Consider the following 23,007-nt stretch of genomic DNA (forward strand, 5'->3'; position numbering starts at 1 on the left):
CTCCGTTTTATCGTTAAACTTGCCCAGCCCGCTCGCGCAGCGTTTGCACAAGATCGGCGAGAAGCAGCGTTTCTTGTTCGCCGGTAGCCATCGTTTTCAAGGTAATCTCGCCCTTTGCGAGCTCATCCTCGCCAAGAATGGCGACATAAGCTGCGTTGTACCGGTCGGCCGATTTCATTTTCGCTTTGATTTTGCGGCCTAAGTAGTCTTTTTCCGCCGACAGTCCTGCCAGACGAACATTTTGCAGCAGCTTCACACACTCGCGCTCTGCGGCTTCGCCAAGGCCGATCAGGTATACATCTAACGGTTTAGCCGCCGGAATATCGACTCCCTGCGCCTGCAGCACAAGCAGAATACGCTCCATCCCGAGTCCGAAGCCGACGCCCGGCTGGTCAGTTCCGCCGATTTGTCCGACAAGGCCGTTATAGCGTCCGCCCCCACCGATCGTATCGATCGCGCCGATTCCGGCCGCTTTGTACTCGAACGCGGTGTGCGTATAGTAGTCCAGCCCCCGAACCAGGCGCGGATTGATGCTGAACGGAATCTCCATTGCAGCCAAATACTCCTGCACCGCTTGGAAGTGCGTCTGACATTCCTCGTCCAAGTATTCGAGAATGGTCGGTGCGCCTTCGCCGTATTTCTGATCGACCTTACAGTCGAGAATCCTCATCGGATTGCGGTCGTAACGCGATTGACAGTCCTTGCACAGCTTATCCTTCACTGGAGCGAAGAACTGCTGAATTTTCTCGCGGTACACAGCCCGTACAGCCGGGTTGCCGACGGAGTTGATTTCTACCGTGACGTCTTTTAACCCGAGCTCTTTATAGAACGTATAGCCCAGCGCAATGACTTCCGCATCAAGGCTCGGGTCCACCGAACCGAACGCTTCGATGCCGAATTGGTGAAACTGGCGGTAGCGGCCGGCCTGCGGCTGCTCGTAGCGGAACATCGGGCCGATATAATAAAGCTTGCTGACATCCGGCTCGCCGTACAGCTTGTTCTCCACATAAGAACGAACGACCCCGGCCGTTCCTTCCGGGCGAAGCGAAATGCTGCGATCCCCTTTGTCGAGGAAGGTGTACATTTCCTTCTCGACGATGTCCGTCGTCTCTCCTACGCCGCGCTGGAACAGCTCTGTGTGCTCGAACATCGGCGTACGGATCTCGCCAAAATTGAAACGCTGACACAACTCCCGGGCCTTCGCCTCAATATAGTGCCATTTCTCGATTTCGCCGGGCAGCAGGTCCTGCGTGCCCTTCGGTTTTTGGATGCTCATCTAAGCCCAGACTCCTTTCTGTCGCGTTTCAGCACAAAAAATAAAAAACTCCCGCCCCTGAACAAATTCAGGGACGAGAGATTGTACTTGCCCAAAGTCTCCCGCGGTACCACCCACGATTCGAACGAGCTTGCATTGCCGGGTCCGGCTTAAGCAAAACAACTCGCTCACACTCTTCAAGCGGGTAACGTCCGCCTGCCGCAAACAACTACTATCCGGCACTGGCTATGAACGCCTTCGTCTGGCCGGGGTTCCCCGTTCGTCCTCCGGGAGGTCTGTTCGTTCGATTCGCATAAGGAAGCTTGCAGCCTGGGCTTCCCTCTCTGGATACGCAAGGTTCGAATTACTTTGTCCCATCAATGGATCTACAAGATATGACATGGAATTAGAATTTATTCTACCCGCGAAGGTTTTCAAAGTCAAGAAAAAACATGCGCTTGCTTGCAAATTTTCATTCGGATTATTTTGCCGCCTTCAGCGCGTTGTATACGTCTTTTACCAGCATATACGAATCGCCGTTGGTCAGTTCCTTCTTGTTCGCAATGACGTCCAATGTCGCGGCAGCAAGCAATCCTTTGCTTTGCAGCGTCTGCAGCGCTTGCTCGGGTGACGTTTCCACCTTAAGCAAGAGGGCGATCATGTGCGCCGCTTGGTCCAGCGTAACTGGCAGCGTCTTCGGATCGGTGCCTTTGGCAAGCGCCTCTCCCGGGTTCCCAGCCATCGCCTCGGGCTTGAATTTACGCATGTTCAAGAGAAGATTGATAAACCGCTGCTGGTTGGACTTGCCGTCCAGCGAAAAGTTGTTGTCGTATCCGCCTGTCGCAAGACTGAGCGTGACCGCTACCTTCAAGCCTTCATACGCTTTATGCTCCATGAACGGCTGCGCTTTGATGCTAAACGGCTTCAGTACCATGCCCTGATTATTCAGCTTATCCTGAAGCTTCGTAATGACTTCCTTGTTGGCGGACATTTGCCGGAACGTGATTCCGGAGTCCGCCGCGATTTTCGCTGCCGCTCCGGCCGCTTCGGCGGCCGCCATGCCGATCGGAATAACGCGTGCGGACCCGTGCGGGAGCGAATCGAAGCTCGCCGCGCGCCCGACGACCAGCAGCCCGTCCACTTTCAGCGGCACGATGCTGCGGAACGGCACAGCGTATTGCTGAGGCCGGTTCACAACCGCACCGGTGTCCGCAGGCGACATCCGCTGAATGTCGACCGGATAGGAGCCGAAACCGACGCGGTCCCATTGATCGCGGTTTTCGAGCACATCGATAATGCTAAGGCGGTATTCGCCTTGGATGTGACGCGTTTCGCGTACATACAGCTCCGGCGCTGTGTCGTCCAATGCTATGCCGGCAAATTCAGGATATTTTTCCTGCATGTATTTCACAATATTAGGAAGTTCTTCCTTGCCAAGCTTAAATGCTTCTTCGCGCGACTTGGGGTCGGTTCCGTCGATTCCGAAAATTTGCAGCGCATTGATCAGCATCGTATCGTTGTTCTGACGTCCGATGTTCAATCCCCGCATCCGCACGCGATTTTTATTGATCGAGGGATAATCCTTCATTTCTTTGTAGCCCCAAGCGCTCATTTCGTTCGCGCCTGTTCCGTCGTCGTTATCTCCTTGCAGACGCTTGCGGACCTTCTCCCATACGTCCGGCGTAACGTTCTTCAACCGGAAGACGAGCGTCACGGCCATACGCGCTTTCTTGTCGCCGAGATCTTCGCGCCCCGTCGTATAAGGAACTCCGGCGGCTGCGGCAATGTCTGCATCCTGCGTCGCATCGATGAGCGCTTTGGTCTGGACGGTTTTGACACTGCCGTCGGCCAACGTCAGCTTCATGCCTGTGATTTTGGAAACCGTTCCGGAAGGGGAGGTGATCGGCTCCATCGATTTGACCTTCAGCAGCACGTCGATATTGTTCTCTGCGGCTACCAGCGAGTTAAAGACATTTGCAGCCGTCACGACATCGAACGAATCTCCTTCGATTTTGCCGTACCATTCCGTAAATATACCTTTGTTGAGTATTTCACGTGATTGAAGGACACCATTGTCCGGCTCATAGTTCATGTCCAAGCTGTTCAACCATCCGAGTGTCATCAGTCCGCCCAAGATCTCACGGTCTTTTCCGTCAACCAGCAGCGTCTTCTGGCCGTTGCGCGCCGCGGAAACGGCTGCCGCCACGCCCTCGGGGTCGGTCCCGGCTACGATAAGGTCATAGCTGTCTTTCGGAGTACTTACCGTTTTTACTTGTTCCAGCTTCTGGGCGGCTTTTCGTTCACTCTTCCCCGCTCCGGCTTTTGTTCCCCCTGCTTTCAAGTAATGCCATGCGCCGGCGCCAGCCGCAATAAGAACGATTATTGCGATTACTAATACGTATCCCTTTGCGCTTCCTCCGGAAAAGTTCGATTTCCCTGCCATAATACACCTCTGCCATGTTATGATTTATGCCTCATCGTTTGAAAATAAAACGAAGCATGATTCGTTACGCCGCCTTACGACGGCTCGCTGGCCGGAACGCCGTAAGCATCGTTCAGCAGCCTGATTTTTTTGTCTACATACTCTTGATAAGCCTCATTGTAGAAGGAAGGCTCCTTCGGGTTCGGCATCCGTTCGATGCGCTGCTCGTAGCCATCCTCATGCTCGACCTTCGGATAAAGCACCTTGCTTACCGCGCCGCAGCCGAGTCCGAGAATCGTCTGACGCTCTTCCATCATCAGAATGTTGTACAGACTCTCGAAGCCTTCGAGCGAATAGCCGACGTTCTCCTGATTGCCCAAAATGTTTTTCTGCCGGTACATATAATACGGCTTGTACCCGTGCCGCTCCGTCCATTCGGAGGCTGAGCGGATCATCTCGGCTATTTCGTCCCGCTCCGCCACTTCGAATTCGCTTTTGTTCTTCGTCATCTTGGAAGCGCGCTTGAAGGAGAGCGTATGAACCGTCAGCGATTCCGGCAGCAGCTCGGCCGTTTGATCGAGCGTCCTCTGCAGCTCGGCCATACCTTCGTTCGGCAACCCGATAATCAGATCCATGTTGATGTTGTTCAACCCGAGCTTTCGCGCGAGCTTGAACTTCTCGATCGTTTCCGTCACCGTATGGTGCCGTCCGATCGCATCGAGCGTCGCCTGCGTAAAGCTTTGCGGGTTAATGCTGATCCGGTCGACCTTCCAGCGCTTCATCACTTCGATCTTGTCTTCGGTGATCGTATCCGGACGGCCGGCCTCGACGGTCAGCTCGCGGACACGATCCATCGCCGGGAACGATTCGTGCATCGTGACGAACAGCGCATCCATCTGCTCGGCCGTAATGCTCGTCGGCGTTCCTCCGCCCCAGTAAATCGTAGTGATGCCGACTCCGGCTTCCCGCATCCAGCGGCCCATCTCGCGAATTTCGTAATGCAGTCCTTCCAGGAACGCCTCGACGGACCCGTTATTCCCACGAATATCGTAGGCCGGAAATGTACAATAAGCGCATTTGGTCGGACAAAACGGGATTCCGATATAAATGCTTACTTCACGGTCCAAATGGAATAAATCAGGGATCACTTTCAACTGACGTTCGGCTATTCCGGCGAGCAGTTCCACTTTCGGTTCGGTGACGAGATACTCGTCGCGCAGCGTTTGCTTGCAGCTTTCAATCGGTTGTTTCATCATCATGTTATGCATCAGCTTGGTCGGACGAACGCCGGTCAAAATCCCCCATGCCTGCTCCAGCCCGGTATACTCACGAAGCACCTGAAGCAACCCATAGCCGACTGCCCGCTTGACGGTACGTTTATGCCCGGCGTCCCGCGCATCCATCGCCCGCTCATGCTCGTTGTCGTAAGCAGCCCCCGTCTCCCGGTCGGTCAGTCGGATCTTGGATCTGATTACACGCTTCGTTTCATCGGCTTCCACCTCGACGTGAACATGCAGGCGCGCATCGTCCGTTCTCTCGTAAACCGCTTCGACCTCTTCGAAAAAAAGCTTGCCTATATGAAACAGTTCATTGGCCTGTTCACCGAAACCGACACGCTCGAATTCGATTTTCAATGCATTCCATCCTCCGTTAATCGTCTGTGCGAGTCGGCTGCCGGATGCCGAAACAAATGCTTCGTCACTTATAAGACGGGACTACTGCACAAGAAGTTTCATATTGGAACAAAACTTGCTCGACTTTCAATGCATTCCATCCCCCGTTAATCATCTGTTCGAAGTTTGCCGCCGGATGCCGAAACAAATGCTTCGTCACTTATAAGACGGGACTGCTGCACAAGAAGTTTCATATTGGAACAAAACTTGCTCGACTTTCAATGCATTCCATCCTCCGCTAATCGTCTGTGCGAGTCTGCCGTCGGATGCCGAAACAATTGCTTCGTCACACTTATAAGATAAAACTGCTGCCAATAGTTTAGCATATTTGGCTGTCTAATGAAACAAACGGGCCGCTTTCGCTCAATCCACGAAAACGGCCCGTTTTTTTGGTCAGCGGAACGGTTTGCGCGCCGTCCGCTTCAGTTGCTCGCTGGAAGAAGAGAAATCGGCACGGATTTCCGTATCGTCCATGCCGGACGGTTGCAATGCTGCCGCCTCCGCCAAACCGCCGGAACCAAGCTGCAACTCCAGCATCAGTAAGCTTTGTTCTTTCGGCGATCGATACATAATAGGCATTGACTCCTTAGATGTCGGGCAGCCGCGCAAGGTGAAACCGTACGCAGGCTTATTTCTCATTGTCTCCCGTCTAAGCCTTGCTTATTCGTATGCCGAAGCCTCTTGAATAGCTCTGGATAGAAGCCGCTGCGCATGCGACTCCTTTATTGCGCTCTAAGCCTGCTTGCTCTCGACGATGAGCGTGACCGGTCCGTCGTTGATGAGCGACACGTCCATCATTTCCCCGAACCGTCCGGTCTCCACATGAAGTCCCGCTTCGCGAAGCATACCGTTAAACCGTTCGTAAAGCGGCTCCGCAAGCTCGGGGCGAGCGGCTGCCATGAAATTGGGCCGTCTTCCCTTCCGGCAGTCCCCGTATAAGGTGAATTGTGAGATCGACAGCACCTGGCCTCCGGTCTCAAGCACCGAATGGTTCATTTTTTCTTGATCATCTTCAAATATGCGCAAGCCCGCTATTTTATCGGCAATGTACCGGGCATCCTCCTCGGTATCGCCGTCCGCAATGCCGACAAGCAGCACCAAGCCGTGGTCGATACGGCCTACCGTCTCCCCGTTCACCGTCACTTGTGCTGCTTTGCTTCTTTGCAGTACCACTCTCATAAACGTCCTGACTCCGTTTCAAAAATAAAATTTCCGGGCCTTTAAGCCTGCATAATGCGCTGAACCGAATAAACGTCCTTGATCCGCTTGATTTTTTCCACGACCGAATGAAGATGATCGATATTGCGGATCAGGATCGTCATGTGAATGACCACCATCTTATTTTTATCCGAACGGCCGGAAACGGCGGAAATGACCGTCTTGCATTCCGATACGACCTGGAGCACTTCGTTCAGCAGTCCGCGCCGGTCGTGACCCGTAATTTCGATCTCGACATTGTAATTCGCCTCGATGTTGTCCGCCCACTCGACCTCGATCACGCGATTTCCTTCGTCACTGCACTCCGGCGAAGGAATGTTCGTACAGTCCAAGCGGTGAACGGATACTCCCCGTCCGCGCGTAATATACCCGATAATCGCATCGCCCGGCACCGGATTGCAGCAGCGGGCAAACCGCACGAGCAGGTTGTCCACTCCTTTGACCCGGACCCCTCCGGTCGGACGGCCTCTGCGCTCCTTATCCGACACCGGCGCTTTCATTTCCTTAACCTCGGACGTAAGCATCGCCTGTTGCTGGGCTTCCTCCGCTTCCCTGCGAACCTTCTCGGTCAAACGGGTGACGATCTGGGCCGCGGTGATGCCGCCGAAGCCGACGGCCGACAGCATGTCCTCAATTTCGTTAAAGTTGAATTTCCGGGCAACCTCCAGCATCTCGTCGTCTTTCGTCAGCGCAGGAACGTCGTAGCCGAGCCTTTTCAGCTCGCGCTCGATCATTTCACGGCCCTTGAGCACGTTTTCTTCGCGGCGCTCTTTCTTGAACCATTGGCGGATCTTGGTCCGGGCGTGCGACGATTGAGCGATTTTCACCCAATCCTGGCTTGGTCCATACGAATGCTTGGACGTCAAAATCTCGATAATATCGCCTGTTTTCAGCTTGTGGTCGAGCGGGACGATGCGACCGTTGATTTTGGCGCCGATCGTACGGTTTCCGACCTCCGTATGAATCCGGTAAGCAAAGTCGAGCGGGACCGAGCCCGCAGGCAGTTCGATGACTTCCCCTTTCGGCGTAAAGACGAACACCAGATCGGTGAAAAAATCCATTTTGAGCGACTCGACGAACTCCTGCGCATCCTGCGTATCGTTCTGAAGCTCAAGAATCTCGCGGATAAAATGCATTTTGTCTTCGTAGCTGCCTGACGGGACGGACGTGCCTTCTTTATAGGCCCAATGCGCAGCGACCCCATATTCCGAGGTACGGTGCATCTCAAACGTGCGGATCTGAACTTCCAACGGTTCGCCTTTCGGACCGATGACCGTCGTATGCAGCGATTGATACATGTTCGGCTTCGGCATGGCGATATAATCCTTGAAACGGCCGGGCATCGGCTTCCACAGCGTATGGATGATCCCTAACGTGGCGTAGCAATCTTTAATATTGTCGACGATAATCCGCAGCGCCAGCAGATCGTAGATTTCATTAAATTGCTTGCTTTTCACCGTCATCTTCTTGTAAATGCTGTAAATATGCTTGGGTCGTCCCGAAATGTCGCCGTCGATCCCCATCTCCTGCAGCTTCTCGCCAACCGACGTAATGACGTCGCTTAAGTACTGCTCCCGTTCGGCGCGCTTCTTCTGCATAAGGTTCACGATGCGGTAATACTGCTGGGGATTCAAGTATCGCAATGCGATGTCTTCCATCTCCCACTTGATCGCCGATATCCCCAGACGATGCGCGATCGGGCAAAATATCTCCAGCGTCTCGTCCGCGATGCGCCGCTGCGCTTCTTCCGACTGGTGCTTGAGCGTTCGCATGTTGTGCAGACGGTCCGCCAATTTAATAAGAATGACGCGAATGTCCTGTGCCATGGCGACGAACATTTTGCGGTAGTTTTCGTTCTGGTGCTCTTCCTTGCTCTTGAATTTGATTTTCTCGAGTTTGGTAAGGCCGTCAACGATCATCGCACAGGTAGCGCCGAACTTTTCATGCACTGATTCGAGCGATACCGTCGTATCCTCCACCACGTCATGGAGCAGCGCAGCAATGATGGAAGTCGTATCCATCTGCATATTAACCAAAATGTCCGCTACGGCAAGCGGATGCAATATATAGGGCTCACCGGATTTGCGCACTTGGCCGTAATGCGCCTGATCCGCAAATTCATAAGTTTCCCGGATTCGTTGCAGGTCGTTTTCTTTCACATATGTGGATGCCTTCGCAAGAAGCTGCTCTATCCCCATCCGTTCATCCATTCCCTCAATTCGATTTTAATCCATTATGCCCTTGAACCGGGGGCTGCGTCAAGAATTTGCGGGACAAACCGACATATTGCGCACAAAGCGGACAAGTGTACACGCTCCGTGTACGCTGACGGCTACAAATCCCGCAGCGCATCGGCCACCAGCCTTCGGCGTTCTTCGATGTACCTGCGAATCATCCATACTTCGCCCTCGAACTCCGAAACCGACCATTTGCGGGCCGTATCCCACACCACATGAGGTCTTATCGCGCTGTGCATGGCGTGGGCGACGGGGATGATTCTTCTTACCGTGAACGGGTCGTTCAGCATATCCGCAAGCAGCTTTTTATACTTGCTCCGGACGGTCGGAAATTTCAGCAATATACGGGTCAGCCGGTTATAGCCCGTCACGCGCACCAAATCGCTGCCGCACGGTTTGCCGAAGCAGTTCCTCCCCCAGGTACCTTCGTAATCCCATGGAATGATCCGGTATTTTTGTGATTTTCGGTGTCGGTACATGGCGTAGTTCTGATCAAATCCGTCATAATTTCCGGTTAAAACGGCTCCTGCCAACCAGCGGAGGTAATTGTCGATGTCCAAGCGAAGCTGCAGATACGATAATAGCGCTTTAGAACTGTCCGAGCCGAGCATATTCAGCTTGCGGATAAACAACGTGAACTTGCTTCGGTCATCCGAGGGTCCGATCATTTGCTTGTAGCCTGAAAACAATGAGGATTTTTTGCGGCTCGAATCGTCCGAATACAAGCTAAAGTTCGCATCGTCGTTTACGGCATAAAATAGCGACTGAACCGAGATTCCCCGTTTTCGAAAAAAATAACGGTCGACCCCTTCGATCTCCAGATACACCCCTAAATTTTGCCCGTTGAGCCGCAGTAAGCAATGTCTGGTTTGAGGACAAGGCACCCCGATCCACTCGAAAAAGCGAAACGACAACGCATTCCGAATCAATGAAGGATCGTCGTACTCGGCATTATAATGGTACGTTTTCCCTCCGCGAATCACTTCGTAGGAACGTTTCGGATAGTCGCGCGTATGTCCGCCCCGGTAACGAACCCGGATCTCCGTTTTTGTTCCCTCGGTCACCATGCTTCCTTGAACGAAACGATTGCTCCAGACATTTTTTTGCAGCTGTTTTAACTGCTGCTCGCCAATGACCAAGTGCCTCACAGGCAGTTCCGCAACCATCGACTTTCCGCCTTTCTCTACAAAGCAAAAAGCCTATCCTTGAGGATAGGCTTTTTGTGCTGCTTTACCGTATGCATCCGCAAACAGCTCAGTCACGGCGGTTGCCTTATCTGCGTATGCCCGGTGGTGATGTTCATGGCATATCGATCATGTTATAACGGTCCACCGCCCCTAAGCTGCGGCGAGCCTCGGAACAATAGAAAGGCGACCCTGAGGAATTCCCTTAAAGGTCGCCTTTTCTTATGAACAAGATTAATACTGCACGAGCGACAATACTTCGATCCCGTCCAGCTTCTCCCGTCCGTTAAGCTCCAAAAGCTCGATCAGGAACGCCGCTCCGACCACTTCTCCGCCCAACTGCTTGACCAGGTTGATCGAGGTCGCAATCGTGCCGCCTGTGGCCAGCAAGTCGTCGGCGATCAGCACTTTTTGTCCCGGAGCAATCGCATCGCTATGCATCGCAAGCTTGTCTTTGCCATACTCTAGTGCATAATCTGCCTCAATCGTCGACCCCGGCAGCTTTCCGCTTTTGCGGATCGGCACGAAGCCGACTCCCAGCGCGATTGCGAGCGGCGCGCCGATCACGAAACCGCGCGCTTCCGGTCCGGCGATGCAATCGATCTCTTTGTCTTTCAAGCGGCGGGCAAGCTCTTCAATAACGGCTTTGTAGGCTTGGCCGTCTCTCAGCAATGTCGTGATGTCCTTAAAACTGATTCCCGGGTGCGGGAAGTCTTGGATAACGCGAATATAATCTTTGAAGTTCATACGATTTCCTCCAACATGGAATGGTTTGGTCCCGGTCCCTTCAGAAGCTTCAAACGAAGCTCCTTTGCGGAGCAGTACAGAAGCTCCTGTTCTACGTCCGGCCGTTTCGAACGGCTGCGGTAAAGCAGCGAGGCGGATAAATCCTTTTTCTCGGAGGAGGGCACGACTCTATACCCTTCCCCTTCCGATTCGATCAAGCCAAGCTCGATAAAAACGTCCAATATAAACAAGACGAGATGCGGTGAAAGCGCGCAACGTCTCGCAATCGACTGGACAATCTGCCCGCCCGCGGGCTGGTTCGCGGCTTCCGGCCGCAATGCCATGACGGCGCCGTATACGGCTTTGAACATCTCACGGCCTGGCATGATGCTGCCTTGCTTATCCTCTTCGGTGCCTCCGAACGCAGCATAATACCGCTGCGCAGAGGACGCTTCGACGGCCAGCGTGTGCAACTGCTCGATCCTCTGCGGGAGGAAATAAATGAACACGTCCGAAGCCCCCGATAATGCCGTAAGCCCTGCGTGTTCGTTCGCAGGCCGAAACCGGCCGTGAATGTCGGCACACCATAGCGTGTATCGGGCAGAAGAGGATTGAAGCGGAGCCGGAACCGCTTCTCCAAACACGATGACGGCAGGCAGCAAGCCATGCTGCCCCAAATTATACCGTTCAAGCCGTTCGCACAGCTCCGCCAGCTTCTTTTCCGGCTTCGGAGCCCCTCGCCAATCGAACAGCTGTATTTCCGGCACGCGCACATCCTGGATCATAATTTGCGGTCGGCGCACCCCGTTCCATTCGTTGATGGATAGCTCCCCGAGCACTTCAAGCTGTGCCGACGGCGATATCCATTCCGACAAAGAAGCTTTGCCGAATCCGACCCCATCCATGGCGGCGGCCGTCTCATCCTGCGCGGAACGGAGCGACAGCTTCAAATGCTGCTGCTCCTTGCCCATCGTGCGCATGTCATTTAAAGCAAGACCGCCGAACACGAAACGCGGGGACGGGTTCCCCATCCCGAACGGTCCAAGCCGCTCCAACTGTCCGATGCTTTCCAAGGTTACGTCGCTGAAATCGCAGACCAGATCCGCATCCAGCTGCGGTATGTAATCATCCGGCGTCAGCCATTCTTTCGCCAGCTGATCCAACCGAAGGCCGAGCTCCGGCAAATGATCCTTTGCAAGCGTCATGCCAGCCGCCATCGGATGACCGCCGTAATGATCCATAATATCCGAGCAATGCGTTAAAGCGCGGTACATGTCGAAGCCGGCGATCGAACGCGCCGAGCCTTTGGCCATACCGGTTTCCGGATCTATGCCCAAAATAACGGTCGGCCGGTAAAAGCGGTCGACGATCTTGGAGGCGACGATGCCGATCACACCAACGTTCCACTCTTCGCGAGCCAGTACGATAGCATCGGGCAGTCCACCGCTCGCTTTGCGTTTTTCGACCATGTCTACGGCCTGCTTGGCCATTTCGTCGACAATGCGCTGCCGTTCCTTGTTCAGCTGATCCAGCTCGAATGCCAGCTGATCCGCTTCCTGCTCGCTCGTCGTTGTCAGCAGCCTGACCGCCGTGTCCGCGCTGAGCAGACGGCCGCTTGCATTAATGCGGGGCGCCAGGGCAAACCCGATATGCGTAGAGGTTACCTCCCGAACCGGAATGCCCGCTATTTCCAGCAGCGATCGAATACCATAATTCGATGTCGATCTCATCCGCTCTAAGCCTTGCTTTACGATGATCCGATTTTCGTCAGTCAATAGCATAAGATCAGCCACCGTACCGATAGCGGCAAATTCCAGCAGCTCTTCAGGCCAACGGCCTAGCAGCGCTTGTGCGAGCTTTAGAGCGACACCTACCCCTGCAAGCTGCTTGTAAGGGTACGGACAACCCGGCTTTTTCGGATTGATCAGTACGTAAGCTTCCGGGAGCACCTCCGGCGGCTCGTGATGATCCGTGACGATAACATCGATCCCCAACTCGTTTGCATGTGCGATTTCCTTCACGGCGCTAATTCCGGTATCGACCGTTACGATCAGCCCGACGCCCTGTTCCTTCGCCGCGTCAAGCGCAGCGGTGTTGAGACCGTAGCCTTCGTGAACGCGATGCGGAATGTAATAATCGAACGTGCAGCCGAGCTGCCGCAGCAGATGAACCATCAGCGTCGTGCTGCTGACACCGTCCGCATCGTAATCGCCGTAGATGCGAATATGCTCCCCGTTGTCGATCGCTTTTCGAATTCGTTCCACCGCTTGTTCCATACCATCTAAAAGGAACGGATCGTACGTCTGATCCGTTCCTCCGTTTAAAAAATGAGCGGCTTGCGTGGAATCTGTTATTCCCCGGACAATGAGCAGTCTTGAAATGATTGGAGGCAGATTAAGCTCTTCCGCCAACCTTTCAGCGGCTTTGCCGTCTGCCGCGCCGATATTCCATCTTGCCTTCGCCTGAAGCATGACGGCCGTTCCCCCTATTCCTCTTAGTGAAGCACCGTGGGCATATCGTCAGGCTCCGAATCCGCACTCTTGTACGGATAACCTGCATCATACGGATTGACGTGAACGAACACGTCGGAAACGTGCAAAAATCGTTTCATAAGCGTATACTTGACGATTTTGGCAATATCATGCCCTTCCTGGATCGAAATGCGCGGATTGACGCTGATTTTCACATCGACAATGACATAATGGCCGTGTTCCCGCGCCCGCAATTGATCCACAGCGATAACACCTTTAATGCGCTGTACCGTTTCAAGCAAATCTGCCGCATCTTCTTGATGCAGTACATGGTCCATCGTGCTGTGAACCGAATCCATCAATAAGCGGTATCCCATTCGAAGCACCATAACCGCAACGACAAGACCCGCAATCGGGTCCAAGTAATACAGGTAAGGAGTTCCGAAATAGGAACCGAGCATCGCGCCCCCAACCCCGACAAACGCGGCAATCGAGGAATAAACGTCGGAGCGGTGCTCCCAAGCGTTAGCGATCAGGGCTTGACTAGCCAGCTTCTTCCCAAGCCGGAACTTGTATTGAAACATCGCTTCTTTAACAATGATGGACAAGATAAGCACCGTCAGCGCGAAGCCTTCCGGCGGTTCGTGTACGCCGCCATAAATCGATTTCGCAGCCGAAATGCCAATTTCCACGCCGACCACAAGCAGCAGTACCGATAAAATAATGGCCGCTATCGGCTCCGCCTTGCCATGTCCGTACGGATGATCCTCGTCGGGAGGCCGCTTGGCCGCACGAAGCCCGGCCAGAACCGCAACCGATCCTACGACATCCGACGCCGAATGGAACGCATCGGCCATTAATGCTTTACTGTTGGCCAAATAGCCGGTCACGCCTTTCAGAAGGGCAAGGGCAAGATTTCCTGCTATGCCGATCCATGCGCCCACTGCCGCTTGCTTGTAACGTTCCTCCGTCATGGGCCACTCCTCCATGAGATTGATAGAAAGGCCGCGGAAACTTGCCGTTTCGCGCGGCCGGCCGCAGATGAACCATGGCTTCGGTAAAAGCGGATCTTACGCTTTCGCTGCAGAGCTCTCTTTTTTGCCGAGCGACTTACTTTTCATATCGTACCAAAGCGGACCTGCAATAAAGATGGAAGAATACGCGCCGCTGGCCAGACCGACGATCTTCGCAAGCGCGAAGAGTTGAATGGAAGGACTGCCGAGTATAAGCAAACAAACGGCGGCAATCAATACCGTAAGGACCGTATTAATATTTCTTGTCATCGTCTGCCAGATACTCTCATTCAACAAGGTCGCCAAATCGTCCGGCGTCTTCAGCTTAGAAAAGCGCAGATTTTCACGAACCCGGTCAAAGACGACGATTTTATCGTTAACCGAATAACCGATCGTTGTGAGCACGGCAGCCATGAACGGCAAGTTCACTTCCAGCCGGAATATCGCGAACACGCTGATGACCAAAAAGGCGTCATGCAAAATCGCAATAATCGAAGCAATCGCGAACCGCCACTCGAAGCGGATCGTGACGTAGAGACAAATGGCCAAGCTGGCTACCCCGATCGCGATGAGCGCTTTGTTGCGAAGCTCCATCGCCATATCCGCCGTAACGGTATTGACTTCCTGCGATACGCTGTCGCCGTAGGTTGCCTTGAATTTTTCCTGAATCTGTTTTTGGGTTGCTTCGGGCAAGATATCGTTAAATCTCATGGACAGGCGGTTGTTGTTGTCCCCGCCAAGGGTCATCACACCGGCTTCAACGCCGACGCTTTTGAGCAGTTCTTCGGCTTTGACCTTATCCATCGCTTGTCCGGCCGAGATGTCCATGGACGTTCCTGCCCGGAATTCTACCCCGTAGTTCAAACCGCTGACTGCCAACACAACGGCGCCAACGATACAGACGAGAAGCGAAATGATATAGAACGTTTTGCGGTGTTTGACAAAATCGAAAAGTATTTTAGTTTTAGAGTTCACGGATTTCCGACTCCTTTACGCCAAAATAGACCGGCTTCTTGAACATATTGCTTCGGATGAGCAGCAAGGTCAAAAACCGCGCAAAGAAGACGTTCGTGATGACACTAAGCACGATGCTGAGCATCGTCGTAAGCGCAAATCCGCGGATGGCTCCGTTACCAATGTAAAATAACACAAAGCCGGAAATGATGTTCGTAATATTGGCATCCATAATCGTTCTAAACGAATGCTTCGAGCCTGCTTTCATCGAGGAAAGAATACTTTTGCCGCTGCGGATTTCCTCTTTGATCCGCTCGGCGGTAATGATGTTCGCATCGACCGCCACCCCGATGCCGAGAATAAACGCCGCAATCCCCGGCAGCGTCAGCGTCGCGTGAATCCAGTCGAAGACGACGAGCAGCAGCCAGGCGTAGGTGATAATCGATATCGAGGCGATGAGGCCCGGCACCCGGTAAAAAATCAGCATGAAGAGCAGGATCAGCACGGAACCGACGAGGCCGGCTTTAACCGTTTCCTGCAGGGACAATTGGCCCAGCGTAGCGCCTACGCTCTGCGTATATTTCTCGGTCAGCTTCAGAGGAAGCGCGCCAAGGTTAATCGTGTCTTTCAGCTTGTTGGCTTCGTCATACGTATAATTGCCCGAAATCGTCGCTTTGCCGTCGGTCAGCACCTGTCGGACGACCGGAGCGGACAACTGGTGCTCGTCCAAATAAATGCCAAGTGGTTGACCGAGCAGCTTCTCCGTGACCTGGCGGAATTTCTCTTTATCCTTGACTTCGATCGAAATCATCGGCTGGTTCTGTTGGTCGAAGCCGACTTGGGCAGCGCCCTCTACGAAGTCGCTCCCCAGCATTTCCTTCGTGCCGTCCGGCCCGCGGAACGTGAGCTGCGCAGGCTCTTTGATGATCTTTCTAACTTCCTCTTCATTCGACACCCCGGCCAGTTTCACGCGAATGCGGTCGCTTCCCTCGGTTGTTACTTCCGGCTCGGCAATCCCGAGACTATCGGCCCGCTTCTCCAGACTGATCGCGGTTTGCTTGAGCGATTCGGGGGTAACCGGCTTCCCGGGCTCAATCGGCTCCACAACGTACAGAATCTCAAAGCCGCCTTTCAGATCAAGCCCCAGCCTCACTTGTTTGACAAGCTGCGGACTCGTCACTCCGATCGCAGCAAAGACGATCAGTACGATAGCGAAAAAAGCGACGATTCTTTTGATGTCCATAAAAGTCTCCTTCCATACTCAATATTCCTATTATACCTACGTCCGAAAAACGAGTCAATTTGCCTCTTTTTTCCTTTCCATGACGCGCGAAAAAAGAAGCCCGCTCGCTAGCGATGGGCATCCTTATATATGCTCATGGTCATCCAGTTCATAAACTGCGTCGCCTTCAAAGATAAAATATCGTTGACGATTCGGTGCAGCGGAGGAACGCCGGTCTTACGGTATTTGTCGCTGACGCATTCCCATATTTCCTCTCCTGTCACCTGCTCGTAACCGATCATGCGGAACTCCTCGGCTTTGCTAAGGCACATCTCCTCGATGACCCGGCTGAGCTCCTCGTCATTCATAGGCTCTTCTTCCGGTTCAGGGTCCGGCTCCGATTCCATGTGTTTCATCCAAAGCTCCGGCAGATCGACCGCTTCGGGCTCGCACTCCTCCTCGTGATCCTCATCCTTAGCCGTACCGATCTCCTCCTGAGGCTCATCCGGCTTCGGACCGGCCGATTCTTTATCCTCAAGTGAACGCGAGGTTGAAACCTTCTCTTCCATCGTCGGTTCCTGCGGGTGATCGCCAGTTTCCCTCTCCGAGTAAAAAAACTCCATATAAGGGGCCGGCTCCGTAAGCGGCTTTTCGGCTGCAGCTTCCCGCGCCCCGTCTTCTTCCGGATTTCGAGACTCCGAACTAACCGTATGCTCGTTCCCGGCTCCGGGTTCCGTTTCCGGAGCGGAGGCGTGCTCCGCTCCCGCTTTCATGGAATCCGGACCCTTGCCGTCGCTGCGATCCTGTTTCCAACTGTCGTTTTCCATCTAGTAACCCTCCCGCGTGCGCAGCCTCGTTATTGTACCTATTCGCTGTCCCGGATCGTTTTCCTGCCTTTTGTGCCTGCGGCGCGCTCTAAAAATTGTTGCATGCTCTTGGACAGGTTGTGCATATCCATTAATAACGCACGGGAATACAAGCCCATCCAGGAAGAAAGAAGGTCGGTCCCTTGACAAAACAATCGTTTATCCAAGGAACGCTCATCCTCCTTGCAGCAGGCATTGTCAACCGCATCCTTGGCTTCATTCCCCGGGTTACGCTTCCGCGTGTCATCGGTCCGGAGGGAATCGGCCTTTATCAAATGGGGTGGCCGTTTCTCATCGTCATTCTGACGATCGTCACGGGAGGAATCCCGGTCGCGGTAGCCAAATTGATCGCTGCGGCCGAAGCCGAAGGCAACGCCGCGCGGGTCCGCACGATCTTTCAGGTAGCGCTTGCCCTGGCAACTATAATCAGCTTTGTTTTCACAGCCGTCATCGTCCTCGGCGCCCGCTGGATTACCGACCATCTGTTCACGGACCCCCGGGTATACTACACGTTCCTGTGCATGACGCCGATCATCCCGCTCGTCGGCATATCGGCCGTATTCCGCGGGTATTTCCAAGGCCGGCAGGACATGATTCCGACGGCGCTGTCCCAAGTGGTCGAGACGCTCGTCCGCATCGTTACCGTGCTCGCCTTTGCCTTCATGCTGCTGCCTTACGGCATCGAATTTGCCGCCGCGGGAGCGATGATCGGCGTCATGGTCGGCGAGTTGTGCGCCCTGCTCGTTCTGATACTGCTATACCGGCATAACCGGTCGCAGCGAGTGACGCCTCACCGGGCAAAGACCGGAGCTCGACGGTCGCTTAACCGCTTCGAAAGCCTGAAAAGTCTTCTTCAATTAGCCGTGCCCGTCACCGGAAGCAAGCTGGTCGGCTCCAGCTCGTATTTTCTCGAATCGATTCTGATTATTCAAAGCCTCGCTGTTGCAGGCGTAGCAACCGGTGTGGCGACGGCGCAGTACGGAGCATTGCAAGGCATGATTATTCCGGTGCTGATGCTGCCCAGCGCGCTTACCTTTTCCCTCGCGGTGTCGCTTATCCCATCGTTATCCGAGGCGGCAGCCAAGAACGACATGAAAACGATCCATATGCGACTGCACCAATCGTTGAAGCTTGCCTTGGTGACGGGCGCCCCCTTTGCCGTATTGATGTATGTGCTGGCAGAGCCGATTTGCCAGTATATGTACGGGCAGCCCGGGGTCGGGGCGATGCTTCGGATGATGGCGCCCGCGGCGCTTTTCATTTATTTTCAGGCGCCGCTGCAATCCACTCTCCAAGCGCTCGAAAGACCCGGAAGCGCGCTGATCAACACGCTCGTCGGGTCTATTGTTAAGCTGACGCTCATTTACTTTTTGGCCAGCCGTCCGGAATTCGGCATCCTGGGTGCGGTTGTCGCCATCAGCGTGAATATCATGCTCGTTACCTTGCTGCATTGGAACAGCGTCGTGCGCCTGCTTCAGTTTCGCATGCAGGCCGGAGATTTCCTGAAAGTCGGAATAAGTATGGCGGTCGCCGGCTTCGCCAGCTATGTCGTGATGTATACGCCTTGGGTCGCCAGCGGCTTTACCCGTTTTGCCTTCTCCTGCCTGACAGGGGTTATCATTTATCTGCTGATCGCGATGCTGCTTAAACTCATTAACCGCGACGACGTTTTCCGTATTCTGTGGCTCGGCAAACGGTTTGTGAAATAACAGAGCGCCCGCTCATCTTTTTTTGTCGATAAACCAGCGACCTCGGTGATCAATGGAACAAAAAAATACGTTTTTAAAATCTTTGACTCCCTTATTCTGGAGCTGACTCTTGAGCCAAAACCGGGTTTGGCCGAGCTTGGTCAAATTTTCGTCCTGTACTTTCCCATCCATAATCAGCGGCAAAGGAAGTCCTTCGTAACGAAATGATGTCAGCTTTTCAACGGACGGTTCCGTCTCTTGATTTTTTTCGATCACGGTCAGCTTACCCGACGGTTCGAGAAGGGCGAATTCCACATCCGAAAGGTTCGTCACTTTGTTCTCTCTCAATTGCAGTAGCAGATCGTCCAAATTGTATAGTTGGCGCTTCATTTCCTTCCGATTCAGCTTGCCGTTCTGAATAATGGGGGAAGGCTTGCCTTCAAACAAGCGGCGCAGCTTTTCGTTTTTCAACGAAACAAAAGCAATGGTCAATTGAACCACGACCAACGTTGCCATGGGAAGAATGCCCTCGATTAAAGGCTTCTTCATATCTTCCAGCACGAACACGGCAATTTCCGCGATCATGATGGAAATGACGAGGTCAAAAACCGACAGCTTGCCGATCTCCCTTTTTCCCATAATGCGCAGGGTAAAAAATACGATCGCATAGATCAGAATGGTGCGAAAAAAAAGCGGCAGTAGATCCATGGACTCGGCCTCCCCGAATGCAGTTCAATGCCTATTGTAGCCCCGGGGAACGATTGTCATGCGGGTGAATTGCTGGTAACAAATCGATGCTTCCGCGCCGAAGAAGCTGTACTATTTCGGTGTACATGCCCATACAATGGAACATAGAATGGCTTGGAACAGGAGGTCAAGAGGGATGATGAAAAATTCGCCCTTATTAGCCGGATTGGTATATGCCGTGGCGTTCATGCTAGCCGGAACGCTGCTTGCTTCGCTTGTCTTGCTGGGAACGAATATTCCGGAGAAATCGTGGCTGGGCGCGACGCTGTTTATTCACGGAGTCGCCTTGCTGATAGGGGGTGCGGTATCGGGCAAACGCAGCGGCAGCAAAGGCTGGTACCACGGGGGACTGCTGGGGGCTATGTACACCGTAGTCGTATGGGTGATCGGATTTCTGGCGTACGACGCAAGTTTTTCCAAGGAGATGCTGGGGCTTGCGGTGGTAGGGCTGCTGGCCGGGGCGCTAGGCGGAATGATCGGCATCAATTTGAAAAAATGAACCGGAACGGAAACAAAAAGCGAGATCTCTTTGAACCCGCCGGAATCCGGATGGGTAGAGACCTCGCTTTTTGCGTGTGCAGCGAAGCACGATGGGAAAACTATTTTTCTTCGGAAGCTGTCGCCGAAGCCGATACCGTATTCACGGCCGAACGTTCGAAGGTCAGTTTCGTGACGTCGTTAACCTTCAGGACGACCGTATCGTCCGTAAGCTCCAAAATCGTGCCGTGCAGGCCCCCGATTGTAACAACCTTATCCCCTTTTTTCAAGTTGCCCAGCATCATGTTGCGCGTCTTTTGACGTTTTTGCTGAGGGCGGATAAGTAAGAAATAAAGAACGACGAACATCAAGACGAGCGGGCCGTAAGTCACGAGATATCCCTCAATCCCCGGAGCCGCCGCCGTTTCATTTGCCGCTAACCACATTTGTCTGATTCCCCCCTTTCTACAGACTTTCTCTATGTATACCAAGTGGTAAGTCCGGTGAATCCGAAGCGGCTGCGCTCCAGATTCACCAGGCTTCTAGAACCCTTTGCTATTCTCGTCGATGCCGTATTTCGCGAAAAATTCGTCGCGGAAATCAAGCAGCCGATCTTCACGAATCGCTTGGCGCACCCCGCGCATCAGCTCCAACAGGAAATGAAGGTTATGATACGTCGTCAGCCGGATGCCGAAAGATTCGTCGGCTTTGATCAGGTGGCGGATATAAGCCCGCGAATAATGCCTGCACGTATAGCAGGAGCACTCCGGATCGAGCGGACCGAAGTCTTCGGCAAACTTCGCATTGCGGACAACCAGCCGCCCTTCGCTCGTCATCACGGTACCGTTACGGGCAATGCGCGTCGGCAGCACGCAGTCGAACATGTCAACGCCGCGGATCGATCCTTCCACCAAAGCGTCGGGCGATCCTACGCCCATCAAATAGCGCGGCTTGTTGGCAGGCAGATAAGGAACGGTATAATCGAGCACCTCATACATCAGAGGCTTCGGCTCGCCTACGCTGAGTCCTCCAATAGCATACCCCGGGAAATCCATGGAAGTCAACTCAAGCGCGCTCTGCTTGCGCAAATCCTCGAACATGCCGCCCTGGACGATTGCGAATATCGCCTGTTCGTTCGGCCGGGCATGGGCTTTCAAACACCGTTCCGCCCAGCGGGTCGTCCGTTCGAGCGATTGCTTGACGTAGCTATGCTCCGCCGGATAAGGCGGGCATTCGTCGAAGGCCATCATAATATCCGAACCAAGCGCATTTTGAATCTCAATCGATTTCTCAGGCGAAATGAACAGCTTGTCCCCGTTCAAATGCGAGCGGAACTGCACGCCTTCCTCGCTGATTTTACGCATCTCGCTCAAGCTGAACACTTGAAAGCCCCCGCTGTCCGTCAGAATCGGACGGTCCCAGTTCATGAAGCGGTGCAGTCCTCCCGCCTTCTTCACAATCTCATGGCCGGGACGCAGAAATAAATGATACGTATTGCTCAAAATGATATGCGCGTCCATTTGCTTCAGCTCTTCGGGGGACATCGTCTTCACGGTAGCCTGGGTGCCGACGGGCATAAAAGCCGGCGTCTCGATCACCCCGTGGGGCGTATGCACCCGGCCCAGCCTCGCGCCGGATTGCTTGCAGGTCTTGATATGCTCATAGGTAACGGCCAATCTAATCACTTCTTTCTATTCCGGTCAATTTTACTTATTTTAATGAATGAACATCGCGTCGCCGAAGCTGAAAAAGCGATACTCCCGCTCCACGGCTTCGTGGTAAGCTTCGAGCACGTTCTCCCGCCCTGCGAGCGCGCTGATCAGCATAAGCAGCGTCGATTTGGGCAGATGGAAGTTGGTTAGCAGCGCATCGACGATGCGGAACCGGTAACCGGGATAAATGAAAATTCCCGTCCAACCGCTTCCCGCTTGCAGCAAGCCATCTTCGCCCGCTGCCGTTTCCAGCGTCCGGGCCGAAGTCGTCCCCACCGCAACCACCCGTCCGCCTTTTCGCTTGACGGCATTGACAAGATCGGCGGTTTCTGCGGATACTTCGTAATACTCTTCGTGCATCTCATGCTGTTCAATGGTCTCGACCCCGACGGGACGAAACGTTCCCAGTCCGACATGAAGCGTCACATATGCTAATTGTATCCCTTTTTGTTCCAACCGATTCAAATAGTCCTGCGTGAAATGAAGCCCCGCCGTAGGCGCCGCGGCTGAGCCTTGGTGCTTCGCATACACCGTCTGGTACCGCTCGCGCTCCGGCAGCTGCTCTTTAATATATGGCGGCAGCGGCATATGTCCCAAGCGGTCGAGCAGCTCGTTAAAAATACCTTCGTAGCTGAAGCGCAGCACCCGGCTGCCCATGTCGCCTTCGGATTCGACGGTAGCGACAAGCAGCGGCGGCTCTGCATCTCCGCCCGCTTCGGACGGAGCACCGCCCCCAAAATGCAGCACGGTCCCGGTCTTCAGACGCTTAGCCGGACGGACGAGCGCTTCCCAGCGGTCCCCTTCGAGCTGCTTGAGCAGCAGCACTTCGGCTTTGGCGCCGGTGTCCGCTTTCACTCCGAACAGCCTGGCCGGAATGACCCGCGTATCGTTAAGCACGAGCACATCTCCCGCCTCAAGATAATGCTCCAATTGTTCAAACGTATGGTGACCAATTTCCCCCGTTCGCTTCTCCAGCGTGAGCAGGCGCGAGGCCGTCCGGTCCGGAAGCGGCGTCTGCGCAATTAGCGATTCGGGTAAATGGTAATCGAACAAGTCCACTTGCATGATACGTTTCATCCTTCTGTTGGTTTCATATTTCGTTCATCTTTTTTATGCCCTGCTCGAACGACATCGTCGGCAGC

20 protein-coding genes are annotated in these 23,007 nt (G+C 53.9%); 2 read left to right on the top strand and 18 right to left on the bottom strand.

The genetic code is table 11. From position 1 onward, the window contains the following. Positions 1 to 13: 13 nt before the first annotated feature. The 14 genes from hisS to NLX71_RS11655 all read right to left on the bottom strand — a co-directional run bounded on the left by hisS (position 14) and on the right by NLX71_RS11655 (position 17,408). Positions 14 to 1,276 (bottom strand): histidine--tRNA ligase, encoded by a 1,263-nt coding sequence (hisS, locus tag NLX71_RS11590; RefSeq protein ID WP_254363802.1) that lies wholly within the window; start codon positions 1,274 to 1,276, stop codon positions 14 to 16. 460 nt (positions 1,277 to 1,736) lie between these two features. After that, positions 1,737 to 3,698: an FAD-dependent oxidoreductase gene (locus NLX71_RS11595; RefSeq protein ID WP_254363803.1), complete on the bottom strand. Its 1,962-nt coding sequence runs from the start codon at positions 3,696 to 3,698 to the stop codon at positions 1,737 to 1,739. A gap of 74 nt (positions 3,699 to 3,772) precedes the next feature. Then, positions 3,773 to 5,311 carry a coproporphyrinogen III oxidase gene (locus NLX71_RS11600; protein ID WP_254363804.1) on the bottom strand — a complete coding sequence of 513 codons (1,539 nt, stop codon included), beginning with the start codon at positions 5,309 to 5,311 and terminating at the stop codon, positions 3,773 to 3,775. Positions 5,312 to 5,743: 432 nt separating this feature from the next. Continuing rightward, complete coding sequence (locus NLX71_RS11605) at positions 5,744 to 5,920, bottom strand: hypothetical protein (protein WP_254363805.1); 177 nt, start codon at positions 5,918 to 5,920, stop codon at positions 5,744 to 5,746. Positions 5,921 to 6,082: 162 nt separating this feature from the next. Beyond that, positions 6,083 to 6,529, bottom strand: a complete 447-nt coding sequence (gene dtd / locus NLX71_RS11610; protein WP_254363806.1) for a D-aminoacyl-tRNA deacylase — start codon at positions 6,527 to 6,529, stop codon at positions 6,083 to 6,085. Between the two features lie 41 nt (positions 6,530 to 6,570). Further along, positions 6,571 to 8,766 (bottom strand): RelA/SpoT family protein, encoded by a 2,196-nt coding sequence (locus NLX71_RS11615; protein WP_254363862.1) that lies wholly within the window; start codon positions 8,764 to 8,766, stop codon positions 6,571 to 6,573. A 134-nt stretch (positions 8,767 to 8,900) separates the two neighbouring features. Beyond that, on the bottom strand, positions 8,901 to 9,971 hold the full coding sequence (locus NLX71_RS11620) for a CotH kinase family protein (RefSeq protein WP_254363807.1): 1,071 nt from the start codon (positions 9,969 to 9,971) through the stop codon (positions 8,901 to 8,903). A 252-nt stretch (positions 9,972 to 10,223) separates the two neighbouring features. Then, complete coding sequence (locus NLX71_RS11625) at positions 10,224 to 10,736, bottom strand: adenine phosphoribosyltransferase (protein ID WP_254363808.1); 513 nt, start codon at positions 10,734 to 10,736, stop codon at positions 10,224 to 10,226. Further along, positions 10,733 to 13,186, bottom strand: coding sequence for a single-stranded-DNA-specific exonuclease RecJ (recJ, locus tag NLX71_RS11630; protein WP_254363809.1), 2,454 nt, complete (start codon positions 13,184 to 13,186; stop codon positions 10,733 to 10,735). The genes NLX71_RS11625 and recJ overlap by 4 nt, the downstream gene beginning before the upstream one ends. A gap of 23 nt (positions 13,187 to 13,209) precedes the next feature. After that, positions 13,210 to 14,160 carry a cation diffusion facilitator family transporter gene (locus NLX71_RS11635; RefSeq protein WP_254363810.1) on the bottom strand — a complete coding sequence of 317 codons (951 nt, stop codon included), beginning with the start codon at positions 14,158 to 14,160 and terminating at the stop codon, positions 13,210 to 13,212. 96 nt (positions 14,161 to 14,256) lie between these two features. After that, the gene (secF, locus tag NLX71_RS11640) at positions 14,257 to 15,174 is read right to left on the bottom strand and encodes a protein translocase subunit SecF (RefSeq protein ID WP_254363811.1); all 918 of its coding nucleotides are present in this window, start codon (positions 15,172 to 15,174) and stop codon (positions 14,257 to 14,259) included. After that, positions 15,164 to 16,396: a protein translocase subunit SecD gene (secD, locus tag NLX71_RS11645; RefSeq protein ID WP_254363812.1), complete on the bottom strand. Its 1,233-nt coding sequence runs from the start codon at positions 16,394 to 16,396 to the stop codon at positions 15,164 to 15,166. The genes secF and secD overlap by 11 nt, the downstream gene beginning before the upstream one ends. Before the next feature lie 107 nt (positions 16,397 to 16,503). After that, positions 16,504 to 17,202 carry a post-transcriptional regulator gene (locus NLX71_RS26800; RefSeq protein ID WP_309248937.1) on the bottom strand — a complete coding sequence of 233 codons (699 nt, stop codon included), beginning with the start codon at positions 17,200 to 17,202 and terminating at the stop codon, positions 16,504 to 16,506. 38 nt (positions 17,203 to 17,240) lie between these two features. Beyond that, on the bottom strand, positions 17,241 to 17,408 hold the full coding sequence (locus NLX71_RS11655; protein WP_254363813.1) for a hypothetical protein: 168 nt from the start codon (positions 17,406 to 17,408) through the stop codon (positions 17,241 to 17,243). Here NLX71_RS11655 and spoVB point away from each other — a divergent pair. After that, positions 17,385 to 18,950: a stage V sporulation protein B gene (spoVB, locus tag NLX71_RS11660; RefSeq protein ID WP_254363814.1), complete on the top strand. Its 1,566-nt coding sequence runs from the start codon at positions 17,385 to 17,387 to the stop codon at positions 18,948 to 18,950. The two genes, NLX71_RS11655 and spoVB, sit on opposite strands and share 24 nt — an antisense overlap. Before the next feature lie 12 nt (positions 18,951 to 18,962). Here the strand turns inward: spoVB and NLX71_RS11665 are convergent, their stop codons facing one another. After that, positions 18,963 to 19,637, bottom strand: a complete 675-nt coding sequence (locus tag NLX71_RS11665; RefSeq protein ID WP_254363815.1) for a DUF421 domain-containing protein — start codon at positions 19,635 to 19,637, stop codon at positions 18,963 to 18,965. 175 nt (positions 19,638 to 19,812) lie between these two features. Here NLX71_RS11665 and NLX71_RS11670 point away from each other — a divergent pair, with 175 nt between their 5' ends. After that, positions 19,813 to 20,175, top strand: coding sequence for a TIGR04086 family membrane protein (locus NLX71_RS11670; RefSeq protein WP_254363816.1), 363 nt, complete (start codon positions 19,813 to 19,815; stop codon positions 20,173 to 20,175). 100 nt (positions 20,176 to 20,275) lie between these two features. On the opposite strand, the gene yajC is transcribed toward NLX71_RS11670, so the two are convergent. The 3 genes from yajC to queA all read right to left on the bottom strand — a co-directional run bounded on the left by yajC (position 20,276) and on the right by queA (position 22,930). Continuing rightward, positions 20,276 to 20,599 carry a preprotein translocase subunit YajC gene (gene yajC, locus NLX71_RS11675; protein ID WP_254363817.1) on the bottom strand — a complete coding sequence of 108 codons (324 nt, stop codon included), beginning with the start codon at positions 20,597 to 20,599 and terminating at the stop codon, positions 20,276 to 20,278. A gap of 96 nt (positions 20,600 to 20,695) precedes the next feature. Next, on the bottom strand, positions 20,696 to 21,835 hold the full coding sequence (gene tgt / locus NLX71_RS11680; RefSeq protein ID WP_254363864.1) for a tRNA guanosine(34) transglycosylase Tgt: 1,140 nt from the start codon (positions 21,833 to 21,835) through the stop codon (positions 20,696 to 20,698). 33 nt (positions 21,836 to 21,868) lie between these two features. After that, the gene (queA, locus tag NLX71_RS11685; RefSeq protein WP_254363818.1) at positions 21,869 to 22,930 is read right to left on the bottom strand and encodes a tRNA preQ1(34) S-adenosylmethionine ribosyltransferase-isomerase QueA; all 1,062 of its coding nucleotides are present in this window, start codon (positions 22,928 to 22,930) and stop codon (positions 21,869 to 21,871) included. Positions 22,931 to 23,007: the final 77 nt, after the last annotated feature.

The organism is Paenibacillus sp. MZ04-78.2, from assembly GCF_024213375.1.
GTDB lineage: Bacteria > Bacillota > Bacilli > Paenibacillales > NBRC-103111 > Paenibacillus_G.

What these genes read in the sequence shown, in the direction of transcription:
- hisS (WP_254363802.1), bottom strand. Translation starts at nt 1,276, where the DNA reads ATGAGCATCCAAAAACCGAAGGGCACGCAGGACCTGCTGCCCGGCGAA.
- NLX71_RS11595 (WP_254363803.1), bottom strand. Translation starts at nt 3,698, where the DNA reads ATGGCAGGGAAATCGAACTTTTCCGGAGGAAGCGCAAAGGGATACGTA.
- NLX71_RS11605 (WP_254363805.1), bottom strand. Translation starts at nt 5,920, where the DNA reads ATGTATCGATCGCCGAAAGAACAAAGCTTACTGATGCTGGAGTTGCAG.
- dtd (WP_254363806.1), bottom strand. Translation starts at nt 6,529, where the DNA reads ATGAGAGTGGTACTGCAAAGAAGCAAAGCAGCACAAGTGACGGTGAAC.
- NLX71_RS11615 (WP_254363862.1), bottom strand. Translation starts at nt 8,766, where the DNA reads ATGGGGATAGAGCAGCTTCTTGCGAAGGCATCCACATATGTGAAAGAA.
- NLX71_RS11620 (WP_254363807.1), bottom strand. Translation starts at nt 9,971, where the DNA reads ATGGTTGCGGAACTGCCTGTGAGGCACTTGGTCATTGGCGAGCAGCAG.
- NLX71_RS11625 (WP_254363808.1), bottom strand. Translation starts at nt 10,736, where the DNA reads ATGAACTTCAAAGATTATATTCGCGTTATCCAAGACTTCCCGCACCCG.
- recJ (WP_254363809.1), bottom strand. Translation starts at nt 13,186, where the DNA reads ATGCTTCAGGCGAAGGCAAGATGGAATATCGGCGCGGCAGACGGCAAA.
- NLX71_RS11635 (WP_254363810.1), bottom strand. Translation starts at nt 14,160, where the DNA reads ATGACGGAGGAACGTTACAAGCAAGCGGCAGTGGGCGCATGGATCGGC.
- secD (WP_254363812.1), bottom strand. Translation starts at nt 16,396, where the DNA reads ATGGACATCAAAAGAATCGTCGCTTTTTTCGCTATCGTACTGATCGTC.
- NLX71_RS26800 (WP_309248937.1), bottom strand. Translation starts at nt 17,202, where the DNA reads ATGGAAAACGACAGTTGGAAACAGGATCGCAGCGACGGCAAGGGTCCG.
- NLX71_RS11665 (WP_254363815.1), bottom strand. Translation starts at nt 19,637, where the DNA reads ATGGATCTACTGCCGCTTTTTTTTCGCACCATTCTGATCTATGCGATC.
- NLX71_RS11670 (WP_254363816.1), top strand. Translation starts at nt 19,813, where the DNA reads ATGATGAAAAATTCGCCCTTATTAGCCGGATTGGTATATGCCGTGGCG.
- yajC (WP_254363817.1), bottom strand. Translation starts at nt 20,599, where the DNA reads ATGTGGTTAGCGGCAAATGAAACGGCGGCGGCTCCGGGGATTGAGGGA.
- queA (WP_254363818.1), bottom strand. Translation starts at nt 22,930, where the DNA reads ATGCAAGTGGACTTGTTCGATTACCATTTACCCGAATCGCTAATTGCG.